This window comes from Streptomyces sp. NBC_00306 (genome assembly GCF_036169555.1).
Lineage (GTDB): Bacteria > Actinomycetota > Actinomycetes > Streptomycetales > Streptomycetaceae > Streptomyces > Streptomyces achmelvichensis.
This window is the reverse complement of sequence record NZ_CP108032.1, coordinates 5,869,208-5,892,408: the sequence shown is the minus strand read 5'-3', so window position 1 is coordinate 5,892,408 and position 23,201 is coordinate 5,869,208. Positions and strand designations below refer to the sequence as shown.

The 23,201-nt window shown below is 70.9% G+C and carries 21 protein-coding genes and 1 pseudogene; 13 read left to right on the top strand and 9 right to left on the bottom strand.

What is annotated here, in order from left to right; genetic code table 11:
• Window positions 1-82: 82 nt before the first annotated feature.
• Window positions 83-643: an NADAR family protein gene (locus tag OHA05_RS26440; RefSeq protein WP_313943801.1), complete on the top strand. Its 561-nt coding sequence runs from the start codon at window positions 83-85 to the stop codon at window positions 641-643.
• A 306-nt stretch (window positions 644-949) separates the two neighbouring features.
• On the opposite strand, the gene OHA05_RS26435 is transcribed toward OHA05_RS26440, so the two are convergent.
• Window positions 950-1,648 (bottom strand): DUF4190 domain-containing protein, encoded by a 699-nt coding sequence (locus tag OHA05_RS26435; protein WP_313943802.1) that lies wholly within the window; start codon window positions 1,646-1,648, stop codon window positions 950-952.
• A gap of 111 nt (window positions 1,649-1,759) precedes the next feature.
• Here OHA05_RS26435 and OHA05_RS26430 point away from each other — a divergent pair, with 111 nt between their 5' ends.
• From OHA05_RS26430 to OHA05_RS26420, 3 genes are read left to right on the top strand one after another with little or no spacing between them, the layout of a single operon-like run.
• Window positions 1,760-2,785 carry an adenosine deaminase gene (locus OHA05_RS26430; protein WP_313943803.1) on the top strand — a complete coding sequence of 342 codons (1,026 nt, stop codon included), beginning with the start codon at window positions 1,760-1,762 and terminating at the stop codon, window positions 2,783-2,785.
• Entirely contained in the window at window positions 2,770-3,510 is a 741-nt protein-coding gene (locus OHA05_RS26425) for a glycerophosphodiester phosphodiesterase (RefSeq protein ID WP_313943804.1), read from the top strand. Before OHA05_RS26430 ends, OHA05_RS26425 begins: the two co-directional genes overlap by 16 nt.
• A 44-nt stretch (window positions 3,511-3,554) precedes the next feature.
• A complete protein-coding gene (locus OHA05_RS26420; protein ID WP_328861876.1) occupies window positions 3,555-4,343 on the top strand; it encodes an SAM-dependent methyltransferase in 789 nt (262 codons plus the stop codon).
• Between the two features lie 87 nt (window positions 4,344-4,430).
• Here OHA05_RS26420 and OHA05_RS26415 read toward each other — a convergent pair whose 3' ends face one another.
• Window positions 4,431-5,603, bottom strand: a complete 1,173-nt coding sequence (locus tag OHA05_RS26415) for an ABC transporter substrate-binding protein (protein WP_313948845.1) — start codon at window positions 5,601-5,603, stop codon at window positions 4,431-4,433.
• A 177-nt stretch (window positions 5,604-5,780) separates the two neighbouring features.
• Between OHA05_RS26415 and OHA05_RS26410 the strand changes: the two genes are divergently transcribed.
• Both OHA05_RS26410 and OHA05_RS26405 read left to right on the top strand, forming a co-directional pair.
• Window positions 5,781-6,143: a DUF1304 domain-containing protein gene (locus OHA05_RS26410; protein WP_328861875.1), complete on the top strand. Its 363-nt coding sequence runs from the start codon at window positions 5,781-5,783 to the stop codon at window positions 6,141-6,143.
• Window positions 6,140-6,694: a TetR/AcrR family transcriptional regulator gene (locus tag OHA05_RS26405; protein WP_313943807.1), complete on the top strand. Its 555-nt coding sequence runs from the start codon at window positions 6,140-6,142 to the stop codon at window positions 6,692-6,694. Before OHA05_RS26410 ends, OHA05_RS26405 begins: the two co-directional genes overlap by 4 nt.
• 82 nt (window positions 6,695-6,776) lie before the next feature.
• Here the strand turns inward: OHA05_RS26405 and OHA05_RS26400 are convergent, their stop codons facing one another.
• Window positions 6,777-8,216 (bottom strand): gamma-aminobutyraldehyde dehydrogenase, encoded by a 1,440-nt coding sequence (locus OHA05_RS26400; RefSeq protein WP_328863463.1) that lies wholly within the window; start codon window positions 8,214-8,216, stop codon window positions 6,777-6,779.
• Between the two features lie 165 nt (window positions 8,217-8,381).
• Between OHA05_RS26400 and OHA05_RS26395 the strand changes: the two genes are divergently transcribed.
• The 6 genes from OHA05_RS26395 to OHA05_RS26370 all read left to right on the top strand — a co-directional run bounded on the left by OHA05_RS26395 (window position 8,382) and on the right by OHA05_RS26370 (window position 14,694).
• Complete coding sequence (locus OHA05_RS26395) at window positions 8,382-8,888, top strand: Lrp/AsnC family transcriptional regulator (RefSeq protein ID WP_313943809.1); 507 nt, start codon at window positions 8,382-8,384, stop codon at window positions 8,886-8,888.
• The gene (locus tag OHA05_RS26390; RefSeq protein WP_313943810.1) at window positions 8,873-10,252 is read left to right on the top strand and encodes an aspartate aminotransferase family protein; all 1,380 of its coding nucleotides are present in this window, start codon (window positions 8,873-8,875) and stop codon (window positions 10,250-10,252) included. Before OHA05_RS26395 ends, OHA05_RS26390 begins: the two co-directional genes overlap by 16 nt.
• A gap of 183 nt (window positions 10,253-10,435) precedes the next feature.
• Window positions 10,436-11,161 (top strand): ABC transporter ATP-binding protein, encoded by a 726-nt coding sequence (locus OHA05_RS26385; protein WP_313943811.1) that lies wholly within the window; start codon window positions 10,436-10,438, stop codon window positions 11,159-11,161.
• Window positions 11,143-12,297 (top strand): hypothetical protein, encoded by a 1,155-nt coding sequence (locus tag OHA05_RS26380; protein ID WP_328861874.1) that lies wholly within the window; start codon window positions 11,143-11,145, stop codon window positions 12,295-12,297. The genes OHA05_RS26385 and OHA05_RS26380 overlap by 19 nt, the downstream gene beginning before the upstream one ends.
• 142 nt (window positions 12,298-12,439) lie before the next feature.
• Entirely contained in the window at window positions 12,440-13,576 is a 1,137-nt protein-coding gene (locus tag OHA05_RS26375) for an LOG family protein (RefSeq protein WP_328861873.1), read from the top strand.
• Between the two features lie 161 nt (window positions 13,577-13,737).
• The gene (locus OHA05_RS26370) at window positions 13,738-14,694 is read left to right on the top strand and encodes a hypothetical protein (protein ID WP_328861872.1); all 957 of its coding nucleotides are present in this window, start codon (window positions 13,738-13,740) and stop codon (window positions 14,692-14,694) included.
• Between the two features lie 14 nt (window positions 14,695-14,708).
• Here the strand turns inward: OHA05_RS26370 and OHA05_RS26365 are convergent, their stop codons facing one another.
• The 5 genes from OHA05_RS26365 to rlmN form a co-directional block, all read right to left on the bottom strand.
• Complete coding sequence (locus OHA05_RS26365) at window positions 14,709-15,968, bottom strand: serine hydrolase domain-containing protein (protein ID WP_328861871.1); 1,260 nt, start codon at window positions 15,966-15,968, stop codon at window positions 14,709-14,711.
• Between the two features lie 286 nt (window positions 15,969-16,254).
• On the bottom strand, window positions 16,255-17,277 hold the full coding sequence (locus tag OHA05_RS26360) for an ABC transporter ATP-binding protein (RefSeq protein WP_328861870.1): 1,023 nt from the start codon (window positions 17,275-17,277) through the stop codon (window positions 16,255-16,257).
• Window positions 17,277-18,920 carry an ABC transporter permease gene (locus tag OHA05_RS26355; protein ID WP_328861869.1) on the bottom strand — a complete coding sequence of 548 codons (1,644 nt, stop codon included), beginning with the start codon at window positions 18,918-18,920 and terminating at the stop codon, window positions 17,277-17,279. Before OHA05_RS26355 ends, OHA05_RS26360 begins: the two co-directional genes overlap by 1 nt.
• An 83-nt stretch (window positions 18,921-19,003) precedes the next feature.
• Window positions 19,004-20,095 (bottom strand): thiamine ABC transporter substrate-binding protein, encoded by a 1,092-nt coding sequence (locus OHA05_RS26350; RefSeq protein ID WP_328861868.1) that lies wholly within the window; start codon window positions 20,093-20,095, stop codon window positions 19,004-19,006.
• A gap of 214 nt (window positions 20,096-20,309) precedes the next feature.
• Window positions 20,310-21,416, bottom strand: coding sequence for a 23S rRNA (adenine(2503)-C(2))-methyltransferase RlmN (rlmN, locus tag OHA05_RS26345; protein WP_313943818.1), 1,107 nt, complete (start codon window positions 21,414-21,416; stop codon window positions 20,310-20,312).
• A gap of 121 nt (window positions 21,417-21,537) precedes the next feature.
• Here rlmN and OHA05_RS26340 point away from each other — a divergent pair.
• Window positions 21,538-21,655 (top strand): annotated as a pseudogene (locus OHA05_RS26340) (MerR family DNA-binding transcriptional regulator); the annotation flags it as partial.
• 152 nt (window positions 21,656-21,807) lie between these two features.
• On the opposite strand, the gene OHA05_RS26335 reads toward OHA05_RS26340, so the two are convergent.
• Window positions 21,808-22,935, bottom strand: a complete 1,128-nt coding sequence (locus OHA05_RS26335; protein ID WP_328863462.1) for a hypothetical protein — start codon at window positions 22,933-22,935, stop codon at window positions 21,808-21,810.
• Between the last annotated feature and the right edge of the window lie 266 nt (window positions 22,936-23,201).

The following is a 23,201-nucleotide window of genomic DNA, read 5'->3' as shown; positions in this document are numbered from 1 at the left end:
CGACGGATTCGGTCGACCATGTGTCGCGTTGCGCCCCTCATCCCCGTACGGAGTGTCAGTGGTGGATGCGAGACTCGCGTGCATGGGGATGGATGAGCTGATCCGGCAGGTCAGCAGCGGTCGACATGTCAAGTATCTGCACTTCTGGGGGCACGCACCGCGCAAGGACGGTCGCATAGGTCCGAGCTGCCTCAGCCAGTGGTGGGAGGCGCCCTTCGAGGTGGACGGCGTGCGGTACGCGACGGCCGAGCACTGGATGATGGCCCACAAGGCACGGCTGTTCGGCGACGCGGAGGCGGAGCGGAAGGCGCTCGACGCGACGAACCCGGGGGCGGCGAAGCGGGCCGGGCGCGAGGTGCGCGGTTTCGACGACAGGCTCTGGAAGCGGGAGCGGTTCGCGATCGTCCGCTCGGGCAGCGTGCACAAGTTCGCCCAGCATGCGGCGCTGCGGGAGTTCCTGCTGGCCACGGGAGACCGGGTGCTCGTCGAGGCCAGCCCGCTGGACCGGATCTGGGGTATCGGGCTGGCCGCGGACGACGAGCGGGCGCAGGACCCCACGCGCTGGCGCGGGCAGAACCTGCTGGGATTCGCGCTGATGGAGGCGCGCGAGGAGCTGCGGACTGCCGGGGAGCAGGGCACCTAGGGGGCAGGGCTTGCAGGGCGCCGAGGCCGGGCGCGGGTGCGGGTCGGCGAAGGCGCGCGCCGGCCCAGGAGCCCGCGGCCGCGACCCGTCGGCGGACAGGCTTCCCAGCGGCAGTGGGCCGGAGCTACGGGTGCGGGACCCGGCCACGGGGCTGCCGACGCGAGCCGGCCCGGGGAGCAGGGTTGCTGGGCGCCAGGCGCCCCGACAGCCCGGGGCTGCGAGTGCGGCACCGGCCCGGGGGCCTGATCGACGCGAACCGGCCGGGGTGCCTGGTGGCGGGAACCGCCCCAGGAACGCGTGGTCCGGTCAGCGCGCGGCCGAGAGCGCGGCGGGCTGCGCGGCGCCGTCGATCACCAGCGTGTTGCCGAAGTCGTCGTTCCTGTTCCGCTCGTCGTTGATCGCCTCGGTGATGCCCCAGGCCAGCAGGCCGACGACGACCAGGCCGATGACGATGCCGACGGAGCCGAGGATGATCCCGGAGAGCGCCATCCCGCCGTTGGTGGCCTCGCCGCGCTGGACCCGCTTGCGGCCCAGGATGCCGAAGATCAGCGCCAGGACGCCGAGGACGATGGCGACGACGCCGTAGAGGCAGAACAGGCAGACGGACAGGATGCCGAGCACCATCGCCGTGGTGCCCATGCCGTTCGCCGGGGCCGCCTGCCAGCCGGGCTGGCCGTAGGTCTGGTAGCCGGGGTATCCGGCGTGACCGAAGGGATCGCTGGCGGGACCCGTCACCGGAGGGGCCGCGGGGTAGCCGTACGGGCCGGGAGCGGGCTGGGCGGGCCCGCCCGGGGCTATCGGGGGCGGCGGCACCGAGCCGGTGTCCCCGACGCCGGGCATGGACGTGACCGTCATCTGGTCGTGCACCGGCGGCACCGACGGAGCCGGGATGGCGGGCTTGTGCAGCGGAACCTTGTCCTGCGGCGCAGTGCTCGCCGGCGGAGCCCACGGGTCGCGGTCACGGGGCTCGGGTCCGCCCGGCGGCTGGGCCTGGTTCTCTGCCATGGTTCTCCCCCATCGTGGTTCGCGCTCATGCTACGGCCTGCCCCGTGTCACGGGACGGCCGCCTACGATGATCCCTGACACCAGCGACCGCACAGCACACGGAGGACCCCGATGACCGATCTGCACCCCTTCATCGCCGGGCTCCCCAAAGCGGAACTGCATGTTCACCATGTCGGGTCGGCCTCACCGCGCATCGTCGCCGAACTCGCCGCCCGGCACCCGGACTCCAAGGTGCCGACCGACCCCGAGGCGATCGCCGACTACTTCACCTTCACGGACTTCGCCCACTTCATCGAGGTCTATCTCTCGGTCGTGGATCTGATCCGCACCCCCGAGGACGTCCGGCTGCTCACCTTCGAGATCGCCCGGGACATGGCCCGCCAGAACATCCGCTACGCCGAGCTGACCGTCACGCCGTTCAGTTCGACCCGCCGCGGTATCGACGAGAAGGCCTTCATGGCCGCGATCGAGGACGCCCGCACGGCCGCCGAGGCCGAACTCGGCGTGGTGCTGCGCTGGTGCTTCGACATTCCCGGTGAGGCGGGCCTGGAGGCGGCGGAGGAGACCACCCGGCTCGCGGTGGACCTGCACCCCGAGGGCCTGGTCGCCTTCGGTCTGGGCGGACCGGAGATCGGTGTGCCGCGCCCGCAGTTCAAGCCGTACTTCGACCGCGCCATCGCCGCCGGACTGCACTCCGTGCCGCACGCCGGCGAGACGACCGGACCGCAGACCGTCTGGGACGCGCTGAACGATCTGCGGGCCGAGCGGATCGGGCACGGCACCAGCTCCGTCCAGGACCCGGCGCTGCTCGCCCATCTCGCCGAGCACCGGATCCCGTTGGAGGTCTGCCCGACGTCCAACATCGCGACCCGGGCCGTCACCGTTCTCGACGACCACCCCATCAAGGAGATGGTCGCGGCCGGCGTGCTGGTGACCGTCAACAGCGACGACCCGCCGATGTTCGGCACCGACCTCAACAACGAGTACGGAGTGGCGGGCCGGCTGCTCGGCCTCGACGAGCGCGGTCTCGCCGCGCTCGCGAAGAACGCCGTGGAGGCCTCGTTCCTCGACCCGGCGGGCAAGGCGCGCATCGCCGAGGAGATCGACACGTACACCGCGGCATGGCTCGCGCGTTGACCCCCGTGGAGAACGGTCCCGCGCGCATCGTCGGTGTCGTCGGCCATCGCGGCGATCCCTACCGCGTGCGGGAGAACACCCTGCCCTCGCTCCGCTCGGCCGTCACCCGGGGCGCGGACGCGGTCGAGATCGACGTACGACTGACCCGCGACGGTGTGCCCGTGCTGCTGCACGACGCGACACTGAAGCGCCTGTGGGGGCACGACCGGCCGCTGTCGAAGCTGACCCGTGCCCAGGTCGAGGAGCTGACGCGGGGTGGTGTGCCGACGCTGCGGGACGCGCTGCTCGACGTCGGCGCGCACCGCCTGATGATCGACCTTCCCGGCGCCACCGAGGAGTCGGTACGCGCGGTGGTCGGCCTGGTCCGCGATTGCGGCGCGGCCGAGCGCGTGTACTACTGCGCGGGCCCCGTCGCCATGCTCGCGGTACGGAACGAGGACCCGGCGGCCGAGATCGCCCTGACGTGGACCTCGCTGGCCCCGCCGCGGCCGGTCCTCATCGACGCCGTACGTCCGCGGTTCCTCAACTACCGCTTCGGGCTGGTCGGTCAGGAGCTCGCGGAGCGTGTGCACAAGGACGGCATGCTGATCTCCGCCTGGACGGCCGACACCCGGCGCACCATGCGCCGGCTGATCCGGGCCGGCGTGGACGCCGTCACCACCAACCGGGTGGACACGCTGGCATCCGTTGTCCGGGACAACTCCCTTACCGGTCCGCCTTCTTGATCGTTCCGGCATGATGGACCCACTCACCCGGCGGAGGAGCAGAAGTGACCGACAGGATCCGTACCGACGTAGCGCACAACGCCAGGGTCTGGAACCACTGGCTGGGCGGTAAGGACAACTACCCGGTCGACCGCGCGGTGGGTGACCACGTCACCGGTCTGTACCCGAGCATCGGCGAAGTGGCCCGTGCCGACCGGGCGTTCCTGGGCCGTGCGGTGGAGTTCCTGGCCGGCGAGGCGGGCGTACGGCAGTTCCTGGACATCGGCACCGGGCTGCCGACCGTCGACAACACCCATGAGGTCGCCCAGCGCATCGCCCCCGACGCGCGGATCGTCTACGTCGACAACGACCCGATCGTCCTGGCGCACGCCCGCGCCCTGCTCACCAGCTCCACCGGCGGTACGACGGAGTACCTGGACGCGGACGCCCACGACGCGGCCGGGATCGTGCGGGCCGTCGAGCCGACACTGGACCTGCACAAGCCGGTGGCCGTGATGATGCTCGGCATCCTGAACTTCGTGATGGACACCGACGAGGCGCGCTCCATCGTGCGCACGCTGATGGACGCCGTGCCCTCCGGCAGCTACCTCGTCCTCACCCATCCCACCCTCGAACTGGGCGGAGAGGGCAACGAGGACGCCATGCGCTTCTGGAACGAGAACGCCACTCCCCCGATCACCGCCCGCAGCGGCGCGGAGTTCGCCTCGTTCCTGGAGGGCCTGGAGGTGCTGGAGCCCGGCATCGTCTCGTGCTCCCGCTGGCGGCACGACGTGGCGCGGGAGAGCCGCTTCCCTCAGGTGGCGCAGTTCGGCGCGGTGGCCCGCAAGCCCTGACCTCGACGGCGAACTTCCCCTGACCGGCGTCTTCTTCACGCGCCGGGTCACGCCCGAGGACTCACGCACCCGCTCCGGAGAAGCCCGCTACAGCCCGACGAGGGAGTTCCATCGCCGGGCGAACTCCGCGCGCTCCTCCGAGGCAATGTCCCGGGCTATCGCGAGCCGTCTGCGCATCACGTCGTCGGGGAAGATCAGCGGGTCCTCCGCGAGCGCGGCCGTCTCCTCGTCCTTGGACGAGGCGAGCACATCGCGTGCGGCCGGCACCGGGCAGACGTAGTTGACCCAGCTCGCGAGTTCGGCGGCGACCTCCGGCCGGTAGTAGTGGTCGACGAGTGCCTCCGCATTGCGCTTGTGGCGGGCGAGGTTGGGGATCATCAGACTCTCCGCCCACAGTTCGCCGCCCTCCTCGGGCACGACGAACTCGATGTCGGGGTTGTCCGCCTGGAGCTGGATGACATCGCCGGAGTACGCCTGGCAGGCGACGACGTCACCGGTGTCGAGGTCCTTGATGTAGTCGTTGCCCGTGAAGCGCCTGATGTGCCGGCGCTTCACCAGCTTCTCCAGCCGGTCGCAGACGGCGTGGAAGTCGTCCGCCGTCCACCGGGTGATGTCGACGCCGTCGGCCTGCATCAGCAGGGCGAAGGATTCGTCGAGCCCGGACAGCAGCGTGACCCGGCCGCGCAGATCGTCCGCCCACAGGTCGCTCGTACGCCGCAGTTCACGGCCGAGCTTCCTGCGGTTGTAGGCGATGCCGGTGATTCCCGACTGCCAGGGGACGCTGTGCAGACGCCCCTTGTCGAAGGCCGGCGAGCGCAGTTGCGGGTCCAGGTACCGGGTGACGTTGGGCTGCTTCGTCCGGTCCATCTCCTGCACCCAGCCGAGGCGTACGAAGCGGGCGGCCATCCAGTCGCTGACGACGATCAGATCGCGGCCGGTCTCCTGATGGTTCATCAGGGCCGGGCTGATCTTTCCGAAGAACTCGTCGTTGTCGTTGATCTCCTCGGTGTAGGTGACGGAGATCCCGGTGCGTTCGGTGAAGGCGTCGAGCGTGGGGCGCTCGGAGGTGTTCTCGTCGTCGGTGTCGATGTAGAGGGGCCAGTTGGCGAAGTCGAGACTGCGGTCGTGGGCCGAGTCGTCGCGCGCGGCACGGTCGCCGGGCTCGACGTAGGCCGCGGGCACCCCGCATCCGGCGAGCACGGCGGGGCCGGCGAGAGCGGCACCCGCGCCGACGGCGCGCAGCAGGGTCCGCCGTGACATGGGGTTCATCCGGATCGCGGGCACGTCCGCAGGATGGCGGCCGGCGCATGCGGGCGGCAATGGACGGTGCGTCGACACCTGGGGGCAGGAGGGGACACCCTGTCGATCATGGACAGGTGTCTATACTTCATGGACACCTGTCCATGAAACCTGTCCGCGCAACAGAAAGAGCCGGTCATGAACGCAACGGCCCATGTCCTGGTCGGCCTGGTGGCCGCGCTGCACCTCTACATCCTGGTTCTGGAGATGTTCCTCTGGGAGCGGAGACCCGGCCGTCAACTCTCCGGCTTCGACACCGAGATGGCCCGCGCCACCGCTCCCCTCGCCGCCAACCAGGGCCTCTACAACGGCTTTCTCGCGGCGGGCCTCGTCTGGGGCCTGATCGCCTCGGACCCCACCGGCTACCGGGTGCAGGTCTTCTTCACCGCGTGCGTGGTGGTCGCCGGGCTGTACGGCGGCTTCACCGCGAACCGCCGCATCCTCCTTGCGCAGGCGCTGCCGGGAGCGCTCGCCCTGGCAGCGGTCCTGGTGGCCAGATGAACGACCCCAGGGCGGAACGCACCCGGGCCCGGCTGCGGGCGGCGCTGCTCGACGAGTGCGCGGACCGTGCGCTCGACGAGGTCAGCGTGGCCGCGGTCGTCCGCAGGGCGGGGCTCGGCCGCGCCACGTTCTATCTGCACTACGCGGACCTTCAGGCGCTGGCGGTCGACGCCTGCGCCGAGGTCGTACGGGAGGCGGTGGAAGCCCTGCACGCCTGGCGCGGCGTCCCCGACCCGGCGGCCCCGCCCCCGCCGCTGACGGACTTCTTCACCGGTCTGTCCGCCCGCGCGCACCTCTACCGCCCGCTCCTGCGCGAGGGCGGCAGCGGCCCGCTCGGCGATCTGCTCCACACGGAGCTGCGCGCCCGCAGCCGCCGCGAACGCGAACTGGCCGGCGCTCCCCGCCCGGATCTGATCGCCACGGCCGTGGCGGCCACCTTCGCCGGCCTGCTCGCCGACTGGCTCCACGGCGCGATCGAGGCGGACCCCGCGGAGATGGCCGGCCAGGCCTGGCGGCTGCTCATCGCGCTGCACCGGACCCCCCTGACGTAGCTCCTCGTAGCTCCGGACATGCGGCAGCCCCCGCGCCCGGACGGGGCGCGGGGGCTGCCGAGTGGCCGGCGGGTGACGCCGGTCAGACGTCCAGCGACGTCATCACGTGCTTGACGCGGGTGTAGTCGTCGAACCCGTACGCCGACAGGTCCTTGCCGTAGCCCGACTTCTTGAAGCCGCCGTGCGGCATCTCCGCCACGAGCGGGATGTGGGTGTTGATCCACACGCAGCCGAAGTCCAGCGACTTCGACATCCGCATCGCGCGGCCGTGATCCTTCGTCCACACCGACGAGGCCAGCGCGAACTCGACGCCGTTCGCCCACTCCAGGGCCTGCGCCTCGTCCGTGAAGGACTGCACGGTGATGACCGGGCCGAAGACCTCGTTCTGGATGATCTCGTCGTCCTGCTTCAGGCCGGAGACGACGGTGGGAGCGTAGAAGTAGCCCTTGTCACCGACCCGGTGGCCGCCCGCCTCCACCTTCGCGTGCGCCGGGAGCCGGTCGATGAAGCCGGTGACCTGGGCGAGCTGGTTGGAGTTGTTCAGCGGGCCGTAGAGCACGTCCTCGTCGTCCGGAGCGCCCGTCTTCGTCTCCGACGCCGCCTTCGCCAGCGCCGCCACGAACTCGTCGTGGATGGACTCCTGCACGAGCACACGGGTCGCGGCCGTACAGTCCTGGCCGGCGTTGAAGTAGCCCGCCACCGAGATGTCCTCGACGGCCTTGGCGATGTCGGTGTCCTCGAAGACGACGACCGGCGCCTTGCCGCCCAGCTCCAGGTGGACCCGCTTGACGTCCTTGGCCGCGGAGGCCGCGACCTGGATGCCCGCGCGTACGGAACCGGTGATCGACGCCATCGCCGGCGTCGGGTGCTCGACCATCGTGCGGCCGGTGTCCCGGTCACCGCAGATGACGTTGAAGACGCCCTTGGGCACGATCGAGCCGATGATCTCGGCGATCAGCACCGTGGAGGCGGGGGTGGTGTCCGACGGCTTCAGCACGACGGTGTTGCCCGCCGCGAGCGCCGGAGCGAACTTCCACACCGCCATCATCATCGGGTAGTTCCACGGCGCGACCTGCGCGCAGACGCCGACCGGCTCGCGGCGGACGATGGAGGTGAGGCCCTCCATGTACTCGCCGGCCGAGCGGCCCTCGAGCATGCGCGCGGCGCCCGCGAAGAAGCGGATCTGGTCCACCATCGGCGGGATCTCTTCGGTACGGGTCAGCTCCAGCGGCTTGCCCGTGTTCTCCGACTCGGCCGCGATGAGGTCCTCGGCCCGCTCCTCGAACGCGTCCGCGATCTTCAGAAGCGCCTTCTGGCGCTCGGCGGGCGTGGCGTCGCGCCAGGCCGGGAAGGCCGCCGCGGCAGCGTCCATCGCCGCGTCCACATCCGACTGCCCGGAGAGCGGCGACGTGGCGTACACCTCGCCGGTGACCGGGTTGATGACATCGATCGTCCGCCCGTCGGCGGCGTCCCGGAACTCCCCGTTGATGTAGTTGCGCAGACGACGCAGCTCGGTGGTCACTGTTGCCACCCCTCCTGTCAGATTCCGATGGGTGAGACAACCCACCCTAATCGCACGGCCGACGCTTTCAACAGCCCCGACCCTCCCCATCTTCGGATTCGGTGATATCCAAGCCCTTCAACGACGAATATCATCGCTCAGGGCTTGCGAGACAGACGAGTCCCGGTGCACAGTGACCCCGTGGCCAGTCGAAGCGCAGAATCCAGGAAGACGAACGGATCGTCCCCGACGATCGACGCCGTCTCCCTCGCGATCATCGAGCAGCTCCAGGAGGACGGGCGTCGTCCGTACGCCGCGATCGGCAAGGCCGTGGGCCTGTCCGAGGCGGCCGTGCGCCAGCGCGTCCAGAAGCTGCTCGACCAGGGCGTGATGCAGATCGTCGCCGTCACCGACCCGCTCACCGTGGGTCTGCGACGCCAGGCGATGGTCGGCATCCGCGTCGAGGGCGACCTCGACGAGATAGCCGAAGCGCTGACGGCCATGGCCGAGTGCGAGTACGTGGTCATGACCGCGGGCTCGTTCGACCTCATGGTGGAGATCGTCTGCGAGGACGACGACCACCTTCTCGAAGTGATCAACAAACGGATTCGTGCGCTCCCCGGCGTGCGGTCCACCGAGAGCTTCGTCTACCTCAAGCTCAAGAAGCAGACCTACATGTGGGGAACCCGATAGCCGTGAGCAAGGACCTCTCCAAGACCGCGTACGACCACCTGTGGATGCACTTCACACGTATGTCGTCGTACGAGAACGCACCCGTGCCCACCATCGTGCGCGGTGAGGGCACCTACATCTACGACGACAAGGGCAAGCGCTACCTCGACGGCCTGTCCGGCCTGTTCGTCGTCAACGCCGGCCACGGCCGTCACGAGCTCGCCGAGACCGCCTACAAGCAGGCTCAGGAGCTCGCCTTCTTCCCGGTGTGGTCCTACGCCCACCCGAAGGCCGTCGAGCTCGCCGAGCGCCTGGCCCAGCACGCTCCGGGCGACCTGAACAAGGTCTTCTTCACCACCGGTGGCGGCGAGGCCGTGGAGACCGCGTGGAAGCTGGCCAAGCAGTACTTCAAGCTGCAGGGCAAGCCCACCAAGTACAAGGTCATCTCGCGTGCGGTCGCCTACCACGGCACCCCGCAGGGCGCGCTCTCCATCACCGGTCTGCCCGCGCTGAAGGCTCCCTTCGAGCCGCTGGTCCCCGGTGCGCACAAGGTGCCGAACACCAACATCTACCGCGCCCCGATCCACGGCGACGACCCCGAGGCCTTCGGCCGCTGGGCCGCCGACCAGATCGAGCAGCAGATCCTCTTCGAGGGCCCGGAGACGGTCGCCGCCGTCTTCCTGGAGCCGGTCCAGAACGCCGGCGGCTGCTTCCCGCCGCCGCCCGGGTACTTCCAGCGGGTCCGTGAGATCTGCGACCAGTACGACGTACTGCTCGTGTCCGACGAGGTCATCTGTGCCTTCGGCCGCCTCGGCACGATGTTCGCCTGCGACAAGTTCGGCTACGTACCGGACATGATCACCTGCGCCAAGGGCATGACCTCGGGCTACTCCCCGATCGGCGCCTGCATCATCTCCGACCGCCTGGCCGAGCCGTTCTACCAGGGCGACAACACCTTCCTGCACGGCTACACCTTCGGCGGCCACCCGGTCTCCGCGGCGGTGGGCCTGGCCAACCTCGACATCTTCGAGAAGGAAGGCCTCAACCAGCACGTCCTGGACAACGAGGGCGCCTTCTTCGACACCCTGAAGAAGCTGCACGACCTGCCGATCGTCGGCGACGTCCGCGGCAACGGCTTCTTCTACGGCATCGAGCTGGTGAAGGACAAGGCCACCAAGGAGACCTTCACCGACGAGGAGACCGAGCGCGTGCTCTACGGCTTCCTCTCGAAGGCGCTCTACGACAACGGCCTGTACTGCCGCGCCGACGACCGCGGCGACCCGGTCGTCCAGCTGGCGCCGCCGCTGATCTCCAACCAGGAGACCTTCGACGAGATCGAGGGCATCCTCCGGTCCGTCCTCACGGAGGCCTGGACGAAGCTCTAGTCCTCCCCGCCTCCCCGGCGCCGACACGGCCCGGGTGCGCCCATCCGAGTGAGATGGGGGCACCCGGGCCGTGTGTTTCCCCGGACCCCGCATCCGAATACCTAGCGTGCGAGTGACCGATCGGCCCTGACGTCGTTCCCCCGTACGGGGGAGGACAAATCTGATCAGAACCGAGGTGACACCATGGTGGCCCCGCCGGACAACGATGTGATCTGGGCACGCTCCCTTCACCACGCGCACAGCGGCTCCCCCGCGCTGGCCGGTGTCTCGCTGGGGGTGCGGGAAGGCGAGATCCTCGCCGTGAGCGGCCCGCGCGGCAGCGGGAAGACGACACTGCTGCAGTGTCTGTCGGGCCAACTCGTCCCGCACGAGGGCGAGGTGTGGTTCAACAGCTCCCCCGTGCACACGCTGCCCCCGCTCCAGCGGGAGCGGCTGCGCCGTGAGCGGTTCGGCTGGATCGACCCGGAGCCGACCCTCGTGCCCGAGCTGACGGCGTGGGAGAACGCCGCGCTGCCGCTGCTGCTGCGCGGCACCTCCCACCGCAAGGCCAAGAAGGCCGCGACGGAATGGCTGGAGCGCCTCGACATCGGCGCGTGCGCCCGTAAGCGCCCGCGCGCCCTGGACCAGGCACAACGCCAGCGGATCGCCACCGCCCGGGCACTCGTCAGCGAGCCGTCCGTGCTGTTCGCGGACGAGCCGACGGCCACCCTGCACCGGGCCGAGCGGGCCCAGGTGCTCCGTACGATCACGGCGGCGGCGCGCTCGCACCGGATCACCGTGGTGCTCGCGACGCACGACACGGAGGTGGCGGCGCTCGCGGACCGTTCCATCTCGCTCCTGGACGGCCGTCGCGTCAACTCCCTCACGGCCGAGGCGGAAGGCCGGGCCGAGTGCTCGCTCTCCGTCTAGCCCGCGGCTCCCACCCCCTGGCCCTGCTGCGCCGGCTGCTGGTGGCCGCGGCCTCGGCGGGGGTGGGTTTCCTGCTGCTGTGCACGCTGTCGTACGCGCTCGCGCACCCCGGCTCGGCCGCTTCCGTCGCCCGCCTCACCTGGTGTCTGATCCCGCTCGCCGCGACGGTGCACTTCGCCGTGGCCGTGGCCCGCGCGGATCCGAGCACCCGGCCGCGGCCCGGCCTCTCCGCGATCGGCCTCGGACCCGGCCGTCTTGCGGCGCTCGCCGCCGTCTCCACGGCCATGTCCGGCGCCCTCGGCAGCATGGTCGCGCTGCTGTTCTTCCTGCATCTGCGGGGCGACCTGACCGGGCTGCCGTTCGACGGGGCCGCCTCCGAGCTGCTGGCCGCCGACCGGCCGCTGCCCCTGGCGGCCATGCTGATGCTGCTGGCGATCGCGCCGCTGAGCGCGACGGCCGCGACGGCTCTGACCCTGCGTCCCCGGCGGACGCCGACGGGCCTCGACCCGGAGCCCGTCGAGGAGCCCAAGGGCACGCCGGGGGGCCTGCCCTGGGGCTGCGCGCTGACCACGGCAGGACTGGCCATCGAGACGTACACGGCCCGGACCAGCCCCGGTTCGTCCTTCCCGCTCGCCGGTTCCTTCGAGTCGAACCCGGTCGGCGTCCTCGCCGGCTGGACGCTCACCGCCCTCGGCCTCGCCCTCGCGGGTCCGGCCATCACCCACTTCTGCGGCCGGCTCCTGCAGACCCTGCGGCCCGGCGCGATCCGGCTGCTCGCCGGACGGACGCTGATGGACGAGGCCCGTGGCATCGGCCGTCCGCTGGGGGTGGTGTCCGCGGTCGCGTCGGCGGTGATCACGGCCTCGATGCTCTACGGGACGGGCCCACGTCCCTTCGGCCCGCTGACCGGCCTGGGCGCCGCGCTGGTCATCGCGTGCACGACGGCGACCCTTTTGACCTCGGTGGCCGACTCCCGCCACGCCCGCGCGGTCACCACCGCGAACCTCCGCAAGCTCGGCACCCCCGCGGCCATGCTCCGTGCGGCGGCCGGACTGCGCCTGGCGGCCCTGCTGTTGGTCTTCGGTCCCCTGACCTGGACCGTGGCGACGCTGGCGGCGATCCCGCTCTCGGGCTGAGCCGAGCAGGCCGCCGGGGTTCGCCGGCGGCCGCCGGCGCCGGACAGGGGGTGGGGCCGGACAGGGGGTGGGACCGGACAGGGGGTGGGACCGGACAGGGGGTGGGGCCGCCGTCCCGGCCCGACCCCCCTATCGTGGCCGCATGGCGCACGGATCAGGGCCCGACTGCAGCGGGCACAGCAACGACCGCGAGATCGAGACCATCGAGGAGTTCGACGATGTCGTCGGCCACGGCTCACTCGCCGGCTACCGCGTCCAGTCCGTCGATCTGACGGACCGCACGTTCCCGCTCCTCTCTCTCGACTGCACCGGCGCCGTGTTCCTCGGCTGCCCGATGCAGCCCGACGCGGCCGTGAAGGTCCGCGCCGAGGGCGCGCTCGTCTTCCCGCCCGTGCCCCATCTCCCCTTCGACCCGTACCGCGGGCTGCTCTACACCGCGGACGAACTCTTCGCGGAGCTCGCCCGGGGCGGCTACGAGGCCACACCCGACGCCCGCGCGTACGCCTGGTTCGGGGAGACCAAGGCCGACCGCGACATCTTCGCGTCGATGCTCCGTGCGGTACACGACGACGCGGTCTCGGACGCCCTGGACGAACACCTCGTGGGCGCCCGTGTGGTGGGGGTGATGGGCGGTCACGCGATGGCCCGCGGCACCGCCGCGTACGAGGGCGCCGCGCGCCTCGGCCGAACGCTCACCCGCTCCGGATTCACGGTCGCCACCGGCGGCGGTCCGGGCGCCATGGAGGCCGCCAACCTCGGTGCGTACGCCGCCCCGCACCGGGACGAGATGTTGCCCGAGGCGCTCGAACTCCTCGCCAAGACACCCTCGTTCGTGCCGTCGGTCTCGGACTGGGCGGCCGCCGCCCTCGACATCCGCGACCGCTGGCCGGACGGCGGGGACTCCGTCGGCATCCCGACCTGGTTCTACGGTCATGAGCCGCCGAACGCCTTCGCCGGACACATCGCCAAGTACTTCGCCAACGCCACCCGTGAGGACGGCCTCCTGGCCCGCTCCAACGCGGGCGTGATCTTCCTGCCGGGCGCCGCGGGCACGCTCCAGGAGATATTCGACAACGCGACGCCCAACTACTACGAGTCCCGCGGCGAACCGACGCCGATGGTCCTCGTGAACAAGGCGCACTGGACGGAGAAACTGCCGGCCTGGCCACTGCTCCAGGCCCTCGCGGCGGGCCGCTCGATGGAGTCCCGTATCGCGCTCGTCGAATCCGTGGAGGAGGCACCGGCCGCACTGGCACGGCTCGGCGGCGGCCGCCCGTAAGCCGCGAGCACTCCCCGGGGGTCCGCGACAGCGCTCCCGGGGGTCCGCGAACGCCTCGAAGGTCTCGAAGCACAAGGCACCGAAAAGCAACGCCATCCGCCGAAATCACGTCTGGCAGTCCAGCCGGAGAGCTGGACCGACCCACGTGAATGGAGCCCTTGGTGCTGATCGGCCTTCTGACCGCTGTCGCGGCCTCGATCTGTTACGGCACGGGGTCGGTGCTGCAAGCCGTCGGTTCCCGCAAGTCCGCACGGCGCGAGGCGGCCGCGGCCGGTGTCACGCAGCACGGCGGCCCGAATCTGTCGTCCACCGCGAAAGCCGCGATGACCTGGGAGTTCATCGTCGGCACCATCCTGGACTTCGTGGGCTTCGGGCTCGGCGCCCTGGCCGCCCGGATGCTTCCGCTGTTCCTCTCGCAGACGGTCATCAGCGCCAACCTGGTGATCACGGCCGTGCTCAGCGTGAAGCTGCTCGGCATCCGGCTGAACCGCGCCGAGTGGACGTCGATCGCCGTCGTCTGTTCGGCCCTGGTGCTGCTCGCCACGGCGGCGGGCCCGGAAGGCAGCGGTCACACCCCCATCGCCACGCACTGGTGGCTGCTGGCGATCTCGGTGCTGCTCATGGTCGGTGGCACCGTGGCCGTACGGCTCCTCGGAGCGCGCGCCGCGATCCTCGCGGGTCTGCTGTCGGGCCTCGGCTTCGGCGCGCTCGGGGTCGGCGTACGCATCCTGAACGGCATCGACCCCTTCGACCTGGGCGCACTGCTCACGGACCCCGCGCTCTACGCGATCCTCGTCGCCGGCATCGGCGGCATGTATCTGCACACGGTCGCCCTGCAGATCGGCTCGGTGAACGGCGCGACGGCGGCACTGGTGGTCGGTGAGACCGTGCTGCCCGGCATGATCGGCGTCCTGTGGCTGGGCGACACCTCGCGGCCCGGCTTCGCCTGGGTGGCCATGACGGGCTTCCTGCTGGCGGTGGCCGGTGCGGTGGCGGTGGCCTGGTTCGGCGCTCCCGAGGCGCACGGGGCGACCGGGCAGGAACCGGAGCAACTGCCCGAGGACCCGGAACAAGCGGTGGAACCGGACCGGCTGGCCCACAGCGGGCCGGTGCGGTGAAGCAGCCCTGACCGCTACACGGTGGGCAGGGAGAGGCCGGCGTAGACCTGGTTGAGGACCGAGGGGAGCAGGGAGTTGGCCGTGGTCTTCCCGTCGGGCGACAGGGTCAGGTTCGCCCAGATGACCAGCGTGACGTCGTTCTCCGGGTCGTGGCCGATGAAGGAGTTGAAGCCGGGCAGTTCGCCGCCGTGGTAGTACATCGCCGCGCGTGGACCGAAGCGCTGATAGGTGATGCCGTACCCGTACTTCTGCCCGTCGGACGCGGCCGGGTCCTCCGCCTGGAGGCTGTTGAGCCACTGCTTCTGGGCGGCGGGGTCGAGGACCTTGCCCGTCACCAGGGACCGGATCCAGGTGGCCATGTCCTCCGCGGTGGAGATGGCGCCGCCGGCGGCCGTGGCGTACGAGGGGTTCTGGTGGGTGTAGTCCACCGGCTTGAGCTTCCCGGACCTGGCTGCGGCCTGAAGGTCGGCGGGGTAGGGCTTGTCGACCAGCGCGTAGGACGTACCGCCGTACATGTAGCCGTGCGAGTACGGGGCCGGGAGGTTCACGTCGCTGGTGCCGGGCAGCGAGGTCCCCGCCAGCCCGAGCGGTGCGAGCAGCCGGGTCCGGAACTGCTCGGCCAGCGGGCGGCCGCCCACCTTCTCCGCGACGAGGCCCAGCAGCGCGTAGTTGGTGTTGCTGTACTCGTAGGACGCGTTCGGTGCGAAGTTGGGCGGGCGCCGGAACGCGATGTCGAGCATCTGCTGCGGCGTGCGGGCCTTTTGGGGTTCGGCGTCCAGGGACGCAGCGAGTTCGGGAGCGTTCGTGTAGTTGTAGAGCCCGCTGCGCATCTTCAGCAGCTCGGCGATGGTGATGTTCCCGCCGTTGGGCACTCCCGCAACATAGTCGGACACCGGGTCGGTCATCCGGAGTTTGCCGTCCTGGGCAAGCAGGTTGATCAGCGCCGAGGTCAGGGTCTTGGTGTTGGAGGCGATCCGGAAGTGGTCGCTCGTCGTGGGCTTGTCGGCCTTGCCCAGTTCGGTGGTGCCGGTGGTCGCGCTGAACGTTCCCTGCGGGGTGCGGAGCAGGACCACGGAGCCGGGGATCATGAGCTTCTTCGCCGCGCTCTCCACGGCGGACTGGAGCGCGGCCGGATCGATGGTCTTGAGCGCCGCGGGAGTGGGGGCGTGGGCGCTCGCTGCCGCGGATGCGGCCGAGGCGTCGGCGGCCGCCGTGAAACCCGTCCCCGAGGGCAGGACACCACCCGCGACCAGTACGGCCGCGCACGCGCCCACCAGGGCAGTGCGCCGGACAGTACGCGACGCCCCCGAAGTGACTCTCGGGGGGCGCGCGGGGTCCGAGGCGTCGGAATCGGCTCGGGTGGTCCTCATACCGGCGTCACACCCCTCGTGCTCGGCGGTCCCAGACCCCGCGCCCGGGAGGCTACATGGTCATTTTAGACGTTTACGACACATCTGAGAGGTCGAGCGCCGGCAGGTGATCACCGAGGAGCGCCGGGGCGATCACGCCGCGTTGCCGCCATGGCTCGCCGTCCTGCTGCGGCCGCCGCCGCCCGGCGGGTCAGCCCAGCACGACGACGTCCTCGACGGCGAAGACCACATCCACGTCGGCACCCTCGTGCGGTGCGTCGGCCGGTGCGCACTCGGCCTCCAGCGGCGGGCCGTCGGCCGGCCGAAGCCGCAGGGCGACGTGGTTCCCGCGGAAGGAACGGCTCACGACCGTGCAGCGCATTCCGTCGCCGGCGTCCGTGAGGCGTACGCCCGTGGGCCGTACCAGCAGCCGGCCCTCGCCCTGACGCGAACCGTCGGGGACCGGGATCTTGCCCCACGGCGTGTCCGCGGCCGCGCCGCTGACCGTCGCCGCCACCACGTTGTCGAAGCCGAGGAAGCGGGCCACGAACGCGTCGGCCGGCCGCTGCCAGACGTCCAGCGGTGTGCCCGCCTGCGCGATCCGGCCCTCCCGCATGACCACGACCCGGTCGGCGAGCGCGAAGGCCTCGCCCTGGTCGTGGGTGACCGCGAGAACGGTGGTGCCCAACCGGCCGAACAGCCCGCGGAGTTCGACGACCAGGCGCTCGCGCAGACCGCGGTCCAGCTGGCCGAGCGGTTCGTCGAGCATCAGCAGCCGCGGCTCGGGCGCGAGGGCACGGGCGAGCGCGACCCGCTGCTGCTCACCGCCCGAGAGCGAGGCGATCTCGCGGCCCTGCGCACCGGGCAGCCCGACCATCTCCAGCAACTCCGCGACGCGGCGCTCCTGTTCGGCTCGCGCGACGCCGTGCATCCGCAGCCCGAAGGTGACATTGCCGCCGACGTCACGCTGCGGGAAGAGCTGGTGGTCCTGGAACATCAGGCCGACCCCGCGCCGGTGCACCGGAACTCCCGCCTGGTCCGCACCGGAGAGCAGCACCCGCCCCGAGTCCGCGCTCTGCAACCCGGCGACGATCCGCAGCAGTGTGGACTTGCCGCTGCCGCTGGGACCCAGTACGCACACGATCTCGTGCTCGGTGACCTCCAGGTCCACGGCGTCGAGCGCCGTATGGGTCCCGAACCGTACGGTCACGTCCTCGAGTCGCAGCAAGGCCATCAGAACTCCCCGGCGGATCGGTCGGTGGGCGCACCCCGGGACGACGTCCGGGGGCGCATCCTCTCCAGCAGCAGCAGCGCGGACGCGCACACCACCATCAAAATCGTGCTCAGGGCCATCGCCTGACCGTAGTTGAGCTCACCCGGCCGGCCGAGAAGCCGGGCCACGGCCACCGGCAGCGTCGGGTTGTCCGGCCGCGCGATGAAGACGGTCGCGCCGAACTCGCCGAGGGACACGGCGAAGGCGAAGCCCGCGGCGATCAGCAACGCCCGGCGCACCAGCGGAAGATCGACCTCGCGCCACACCCGCAGCGGGGACGCGCCGAGCACGGCGGCGGCCTCGCGCAGCCGTCCGTCCACGGCCCGCAGGACGGGCAGCATGATCCGTACGACGAAGGGGACACCGACCAGGGCCTGCGCGAGCGGCACCAGGATCCACGACGCCCGCAGGTCCAGCGGCGGTTCGTCGAGCGTGATCAGGAAGCCGAAGCCCACGGTCACGGCCGAGACCCCGAGGGGCAGCATCAGCAGGGCGTCGAACCCGCGGACCAGCCGGCCCGCCCGTCGGGTGAGCGCGGCCGCGGCGAGGCCGCCGACGGTCACGGCGATGCCGGTCGCGACGAGCGCGTACTCCAGGGAGTTCCACACGGCCTCGACGGGCGGCACGAGGAAGGTGCCGCCGGACGCGTCGAGGGAGCCGAGGGCCCTGTAGTAGCCGAAGCCGTAGCCTCCGGGTCCGTCGAGCGAGCGCTCGACGAGGACGCCGAGCGGGACGAGCAGGAGCAGCACGATGGTGGCCAGCACCCCGCCGAGCAGGGCCCACTGGCCCGCGCCGCGCGGGCGGCGCGCGGTCCGTGCCGGGTCCACGAGCCGCAGTGCGGCCTCCCGCCGCCGGACCGTCCACGCATGCACGGCGAGCACGATGCCGACCGCGGCGAACTGGACGAGGGTCAGCACGGCAGCCGTCGACAGGTCCAGCAGCTGGGCGGTCTGCCGGTAGATCTCCACCTCCAGGGTGGAGTACGACGGTCCGCCGAGGATCTGGACGACACCGAAGGAGGTGAAGGTGAAGAGGAAGACCATCAGGGCCGCCGCCGCCAGGGCGGGCGCGAGCGCGGGCAGCGTGACGCGTCGCCAGGCGGCGAAGCGTCCGGCGCCCAGTACCCGCGCGGCCTCCTCCTGCCGCGGGTCGAGCTGTGCCCACAGCCCGCCCACCGTGCGTACGACGACGGCGTAGTTGAAGAAGACGTGCGCGAGGAGGATGGCCCACACGGTGGTGTCCAGCCGGATGCCCCACAGTTCGTCGAGGAGCCCGCCGCGACCGAGCAGCGCGAGGAACGCGGTGCCGACGACGACGGTCGGCAGCACGAACGGCACCGTGACCGCCGCTCGCAGCGCCCCCTTGCCGGGGAAGTCGAACCGCGCGAAGACATACGCGCCGGGCAGCGCGATCAGCAGCGTGAGCGCGGTGGACGCCAGCGCCTGCCAGGTGGTGAACCAGAGCACGCGCTGCATGTCGGCGCGGCCGAGCACCTCACCGATCCGCCCGAACTGCCAGACACCCTCGATCTCCAGGCCGCGTCCGACGATGGCGACGACGGGGTAGGCGAAGAAGAGCGCGAAGAACGCGACGGGCACGGCCATCAGGCCGAGCCGCGTCGCGCTCCCGCGCAGCGCGGTCCCGCGGGCCCTCGGCCCGCGGTCCGTTGCCCCGCGGTCGGGCTTCGTTACTTCACTACGAGTGAGGACCACGACTGAACCCACTGCTCACGGTTCTCGGCGATCTTGTCGGGGGCGACGGTCTCCGGCTTGTCGACGACCGCGCCGAACGTGGTGAACAGTGCGGGCAGCTTCGCCCCCTCGACCACCGGGTTGACGAACATGTTCAGCGGCATGTCCTCCTGGAACTGCCGGGAGACCAGGAAGTCCAGCAGCGCCTTGCCGCCCTCCTCGTTCTTCGCGCCGTCGAGCAGTCCGGCGAACTCGATCTGACGGAAGCAGGTCCCCGTGGCGACACCCGTGGGCGCCTCCTTCGGCTGCGGCTTCGCGAACAGCACCTCGACCGGCGGGCTGGAGGCGTACGAGACGACGAGGGGCCGGTCCGCCTTGGCCTTCTTGCCGCCGGCCGAGCCGGAGAACTCCTCGTTGTACGCCTGCTCCCAGCCGTCGACGACCTTCACGCCGTTGGCCTTGAGCTTCTTCCAGTAGTCCTGCCAGCCCGCGTCCCCGTACTTCCCGACGCTGCCGAGCAGGAAGCCGAGGCCGGGCGAGGACGTCGCCGCGTTCTCGGTCACGAGCAGGTTCTTGTACGCGGGCTTGATCAGGTCGTCGAACGACTGCGGCGGCGCCAGCTTCTTGTCCGCGAAGTACTTCTTGTCGTAGTTGACGCAGATGTCGCCGGTGTCGACCGGCGTGACACGGTGCTTGTCCTTGTCGAGCTGCACCTCGTCGCGCACCTGGCCGAGGCCCTTGGCCTCGTACGGCGTGAAGAGAGAGTTGTCGAGCGCACGGGAGAGCAGGGTGTTGTCGACGCCGAAGAAGACGTCGCCCTGCGGGGAGCCCTTGGTCAGGATCTCCTTGTTGAGCGCGGCACCCGCGTCACCGCTCTTGAGCACCTTGACCGTGTAGCCGGTCTGCCGGGTGAACTCCTTCAGCACGGCGTCGGACGCGGCGAAGGAGTCGTGACTGACGAGGGTCACGGTCTTGGACTTCGTGGCGCCGGACGAGGAGTCCTCGGACTCTCCGCCGCAGGCCGCGAGGGTACTCACGCCTATCGCCGCGGCCACCGCGGTGACCGTGATCTTCCTGGTGGTGCTCACTGAATTCCTCCTGGGGGTGACCAGGAAGAGACGCGGCCCTGCCCGGTCTCCGAAGAGATCCGGGCAGGGCGCAACAGCTTGAGTAACGACCGAACTTCCTACCCAGAATGACCTGGGCAAGGTTCAGAGGGTCTGCGGCCTGACGGTGCCGCACTCTCAGCGCTGTGGCGCTCCCCTGTCGGAATATGAAAATGTTCGAGCCCAGCCTACAAGGTCACCGCTCGGAGGCAGCGAGCTGTCCACAGGCTCCGTCGATCTCCTGCCCACGGGTGTCACGGACGGTCACCGGAACACCATGGGCGGCGATCGCCTCGACGAACGCCTTCTCGTCCTCGGGACGGGAGGCGGTCCACTTGGACCCGGGCGTCGGATTGAGCGGAATCAGGTTCACATGGACCCGCTTGCCCTTGAGCATCCGGCCCAGCAGATCACCGCGCCACGCCTGGTCGTTGATGTCGCGGATCAGCGCGTACTCGATGGAGATGCGACGGCCCGACTTCTCGGCGTACTCCCAGGCGGCGTCCAGCACCTCACGCACCTTCCAGCGCGTGTTGACCGGGACGAGGGTGTCACGCAGTTCGTCGTCCGGGGCGTGCAGGGAGACGGCGAGACGGCACTTGAAGCCCTCGTCGGCGAAGCGCAGCATCGCGGGCACCAGACCGACGGTCGACACGGTGATCCCGCGCTGCGACAGCCCGAGCCCGTCCGGCTCGGGGTCGGTGAGCCGCCGTACGGCGCCGACGACGCGCTTGTAGTTCGCGAGCGGCTCGCCCATCCCCATGAAGACGATGTTCGACAGCCGCGCGGGACCCCCGGGCACCTCGCCGTCGCGCAGGGCACGCATGCCGTCGACGATCTGGTGGACGATCTCGGCGGTCGACAGATTGCGGTCGAGCCCGGCCTGCCCGGTGGCGCAGAAGGGACAGTTCATCCCGCAGCCGGCCTGCGACGAGATGCACATGGTGACGCGGTCCGGGTAGCGCATCAGCACGGACTCGACGAGCGTCCCGTCGTGCAGACGCCACAGGGTCTTACGGGTGGTGTCGTCGTCGCAGGAAATGTGCCGCACGACGGACATCAGGTCGGGCAGCAGCTCGGAGGCGAGCTTCTCGCGCGCGGCGGCCGGGATGTCGGTCCACTGGGCGGGTTCATGGGCGAACCGCGCGAAGTAGTGCTGCGAGAGCTGCTTGGCGCGGAAGGGCTTCTCGCCGATCGCGGCGACGGCGTCCTTGCGCTCGGCGGGCGTGAGGTCGGCGAGGTGCCGCGGGGGCTTCTTGGCTCCGCGGGGCGCGACGAAAGTGAGTTCTCCGGGCTTGGGCATGGTGGTACCAGTGTCGCAGACGGGTTGCCGTGGCCGGACTGGTCGCCCGCGGTGGAGGACGGCACGCCTGACCAGGGCCGAGAGAACGGCCCGATGAGTCCGGCGAGGGAGACGGGCGATGATGGCCTGGCCTATCGCGGAGGTCGCCCGGATGTCGGGCGGGACGGCACGGACCCTTCGGCACCACGACGAGGTCGGGCTGCGGCCGCCCGCGTGGATCGGGACGAACGGCCACCGCCACGGCGTACGTCACCGCTCGCCTGAGCTGAAGCGGGCGGGGCGCCGGGAGGCGCACCGGGCCCGACAGGCACGCGAGCCCCGCGGACACGCGAGAAGGCCAGATCGCACCCCCGTACGACCTGGCCTTCTCTCCGGTGAGCCGACCGTCCGCTCAGCAGACAGGCACTCCCGGGACCTGGTTGTCCGGCGAGCTCAGGTAGATGTTGGTCATGTAGCCGCCGTACTGCGGCAGGTACGCCCACCAGTCGTTCAGGTAGGGCGGCACGCTGACCTGCTGGCCGCGCTTCTGGCAGCCGACGAGGACTTCCACCCCGGCCGGGAGCGTGGTGAGCGGCGACGCCGCGGTGGTCGCCTGGGTGCGGAGGCGGACGCCGCTGCCCCAGGTGCCGATCCAGGTGCCCGCCGGGCGGGAGGCGCCGGGCACGTTCAGTGACCGGGTCAGCCGGCCCAGGTCCGTGTAGGCCTTGCCGTACGCGGTGCCGCTCGGGTGCAGGGTGTACGCGGCCACGATGGAACGGTCACCGGAGCCGACGACGCCCGTCGTGTGCAGCGCCGGGCGGGACAGGTCCACGGCGTTGATCCCGGCGGCCGACCGGACGGCGGTCGCCGCCGCGGCCGTCTGCTTGCCGGCGCCGGCCGGTGCCTTCGCCGCCGCGCCCGCGGGTGCCGTGCAGCCGCCCGAGCTGAAGCCCGACCAGCCCTGCTTCACGGCCCAGGGCCGGTTGAAGGCCCCGGCGATGCCGAAGTGCTGGTCGTAGCCGTCGGTGGCGCAGCGCGTCGACTGGCGCAGGTTGCCCATCATGTAGTCGCGTACGGACGCCGGGGCGGACTCCAGCAGATAGCGGTAGATCTTCACGGTGTCGCGGGCCGACAGAGCCGTGTAGCCCCAGAATCCGGGGTGGCTCGCCGGGGGCCGGGCGGTGTCGGTGAGGCCGAGGCGCGGCACCATCCGGTCGATGATGGCGCCGCCGCCGTTGTTCGCCCAGAAGGTGCTGGCCGCGTTGTCGTCGCTGCTCCGCAGCATCGCGTCGACACGGGCCCGGTCGGTCGCCGAGAGGTCGCCGGGCTGGCGGTTCCAGAGCAGGTCGAGCGCGATGAGCAGCTTCACCACGGACGCCGACCGGAACTGGGCAGCGCTGTTCACCTGCTCGGTGAAGGTGCCCGTCTGCCGGTCGAAGACCGCGACGCCGGCGGTGACCCCCGCGGGCACATCGACCTGGGCCGCGCGGGGCGCCGGCTTCTCGGGCGGCGCGGCGGACGCCGCCGAGGTGGTGGACATCAGCGCCGCCAGGCCCACCGACAGCAGCCCGGCCCAGGTGGCGCGGCGGGCCGTACGCGATCCCGGGGCTCTCGTGTCCCCGGTACGTCGTGAGCGGCGTGGCAGAGCGCGGACGAGTCCGGATCCGAGATGACGAGCCATGGTGGTGGTACCTCCGAGAGGTGAAGCCGATGCCGGCATGAGGGCGGAATCGGGGGAAGGAGTGTTCGCGAGGTGGGGAGCGCCGCCGCGGGCGGGGTCGCTCGGCCGGTCGTGGGCGGTCCCTG

Coding starts and splice junctions, on each gene's coding strand:
- OHA05_RS26440 (WP_313943801.1), top strand. CDS start 83: ATGGGGATGGATGAGCTGATCCGGCAGGTCAGCAGCGGTCGACATGTC.
- OHA05_RS26435 (WP_313943802.1), bottom strand. CDS start 1,648: ATGGCAGAGAACCAGGCCCAGCCGCCGGGCGGACCCGAGCCCCGTGAC.
- OHA05_RS26430 (WP_313943803.1), top strand. CDS start 1,760: ATGACCGATCTGCACCCCTTCATCGCCGGGCTCCCCAAAGCGGAACTG.
- OHA05_RS26425 (WP_313943804.1), top strand. CDS start 2,770: ATGGCTCGCGCGTTGACCCCCGTGGAGAACGGTCCCGCGCGCATCGTC.
- OHA05_RS26415 (WP_313948845.1), bottom strand. CDS start 5,603: ATGTCACGGCGGACCCTGCTGCGCGCCGTCGGCGCGGGTGCCGCTCTC.
- OHA05_RS26410 (WP_328861875.1), top strand. CDS start 5,781: ATGAACGCAACGGCCCATGTCCTGGTCGGCCTGGTGGCCGCGCTGCAC.
- OHA05_RS26405 (WP_313943807.1), top strand. CDS start 6,140: ATGAACGACCCCAGGGCGGAACGCACCCGGGCCCGGCTGCGGGCGGCG.
- OHA05_RS26385 (WP_313943811.1), top strand. CDS start 10,436: ATGGTGGCCCCGCCGGACAACGATGTGATCTGGGCACGCTCCCTTCAC.
- OHA05_RS26375 (WP_328861873.1), top strand. CDS start 12,440: ATGGCGCACGGATCAGGGCCCGACTGCAGCGGGCACAGCAACGACCGC.
- OHA05_RS26360 (WP_328861870.1), bottom strand. CDS start 17,277: ATGGCCTTGCTGCGACTCGAGGACGTGACCGTACGGTTCGGGACCCAT.
- OHA05_RS26355 (WP_328861869.1), bottom strand. CDS start 18,920: ATGGCCGTGCCCGTCGCGTTCTTCGCGCTCTTCTTCGCCTACCCCGTC.
- rlmN (WP_313943818.1), bottom strand. CDS start 21,416: ATGCCCAAGCCCGGAGAACTCACTTTCGTCGCGCCCCGCGGAGCCAAG.
- OHA05_RS26335 (WP_328863462.1), bottom strand. CDS start 22,935: ATGTCCACCACCTCGGCGGCGTCCGCCGCGCCGCCCGAGAAGCCGGCG.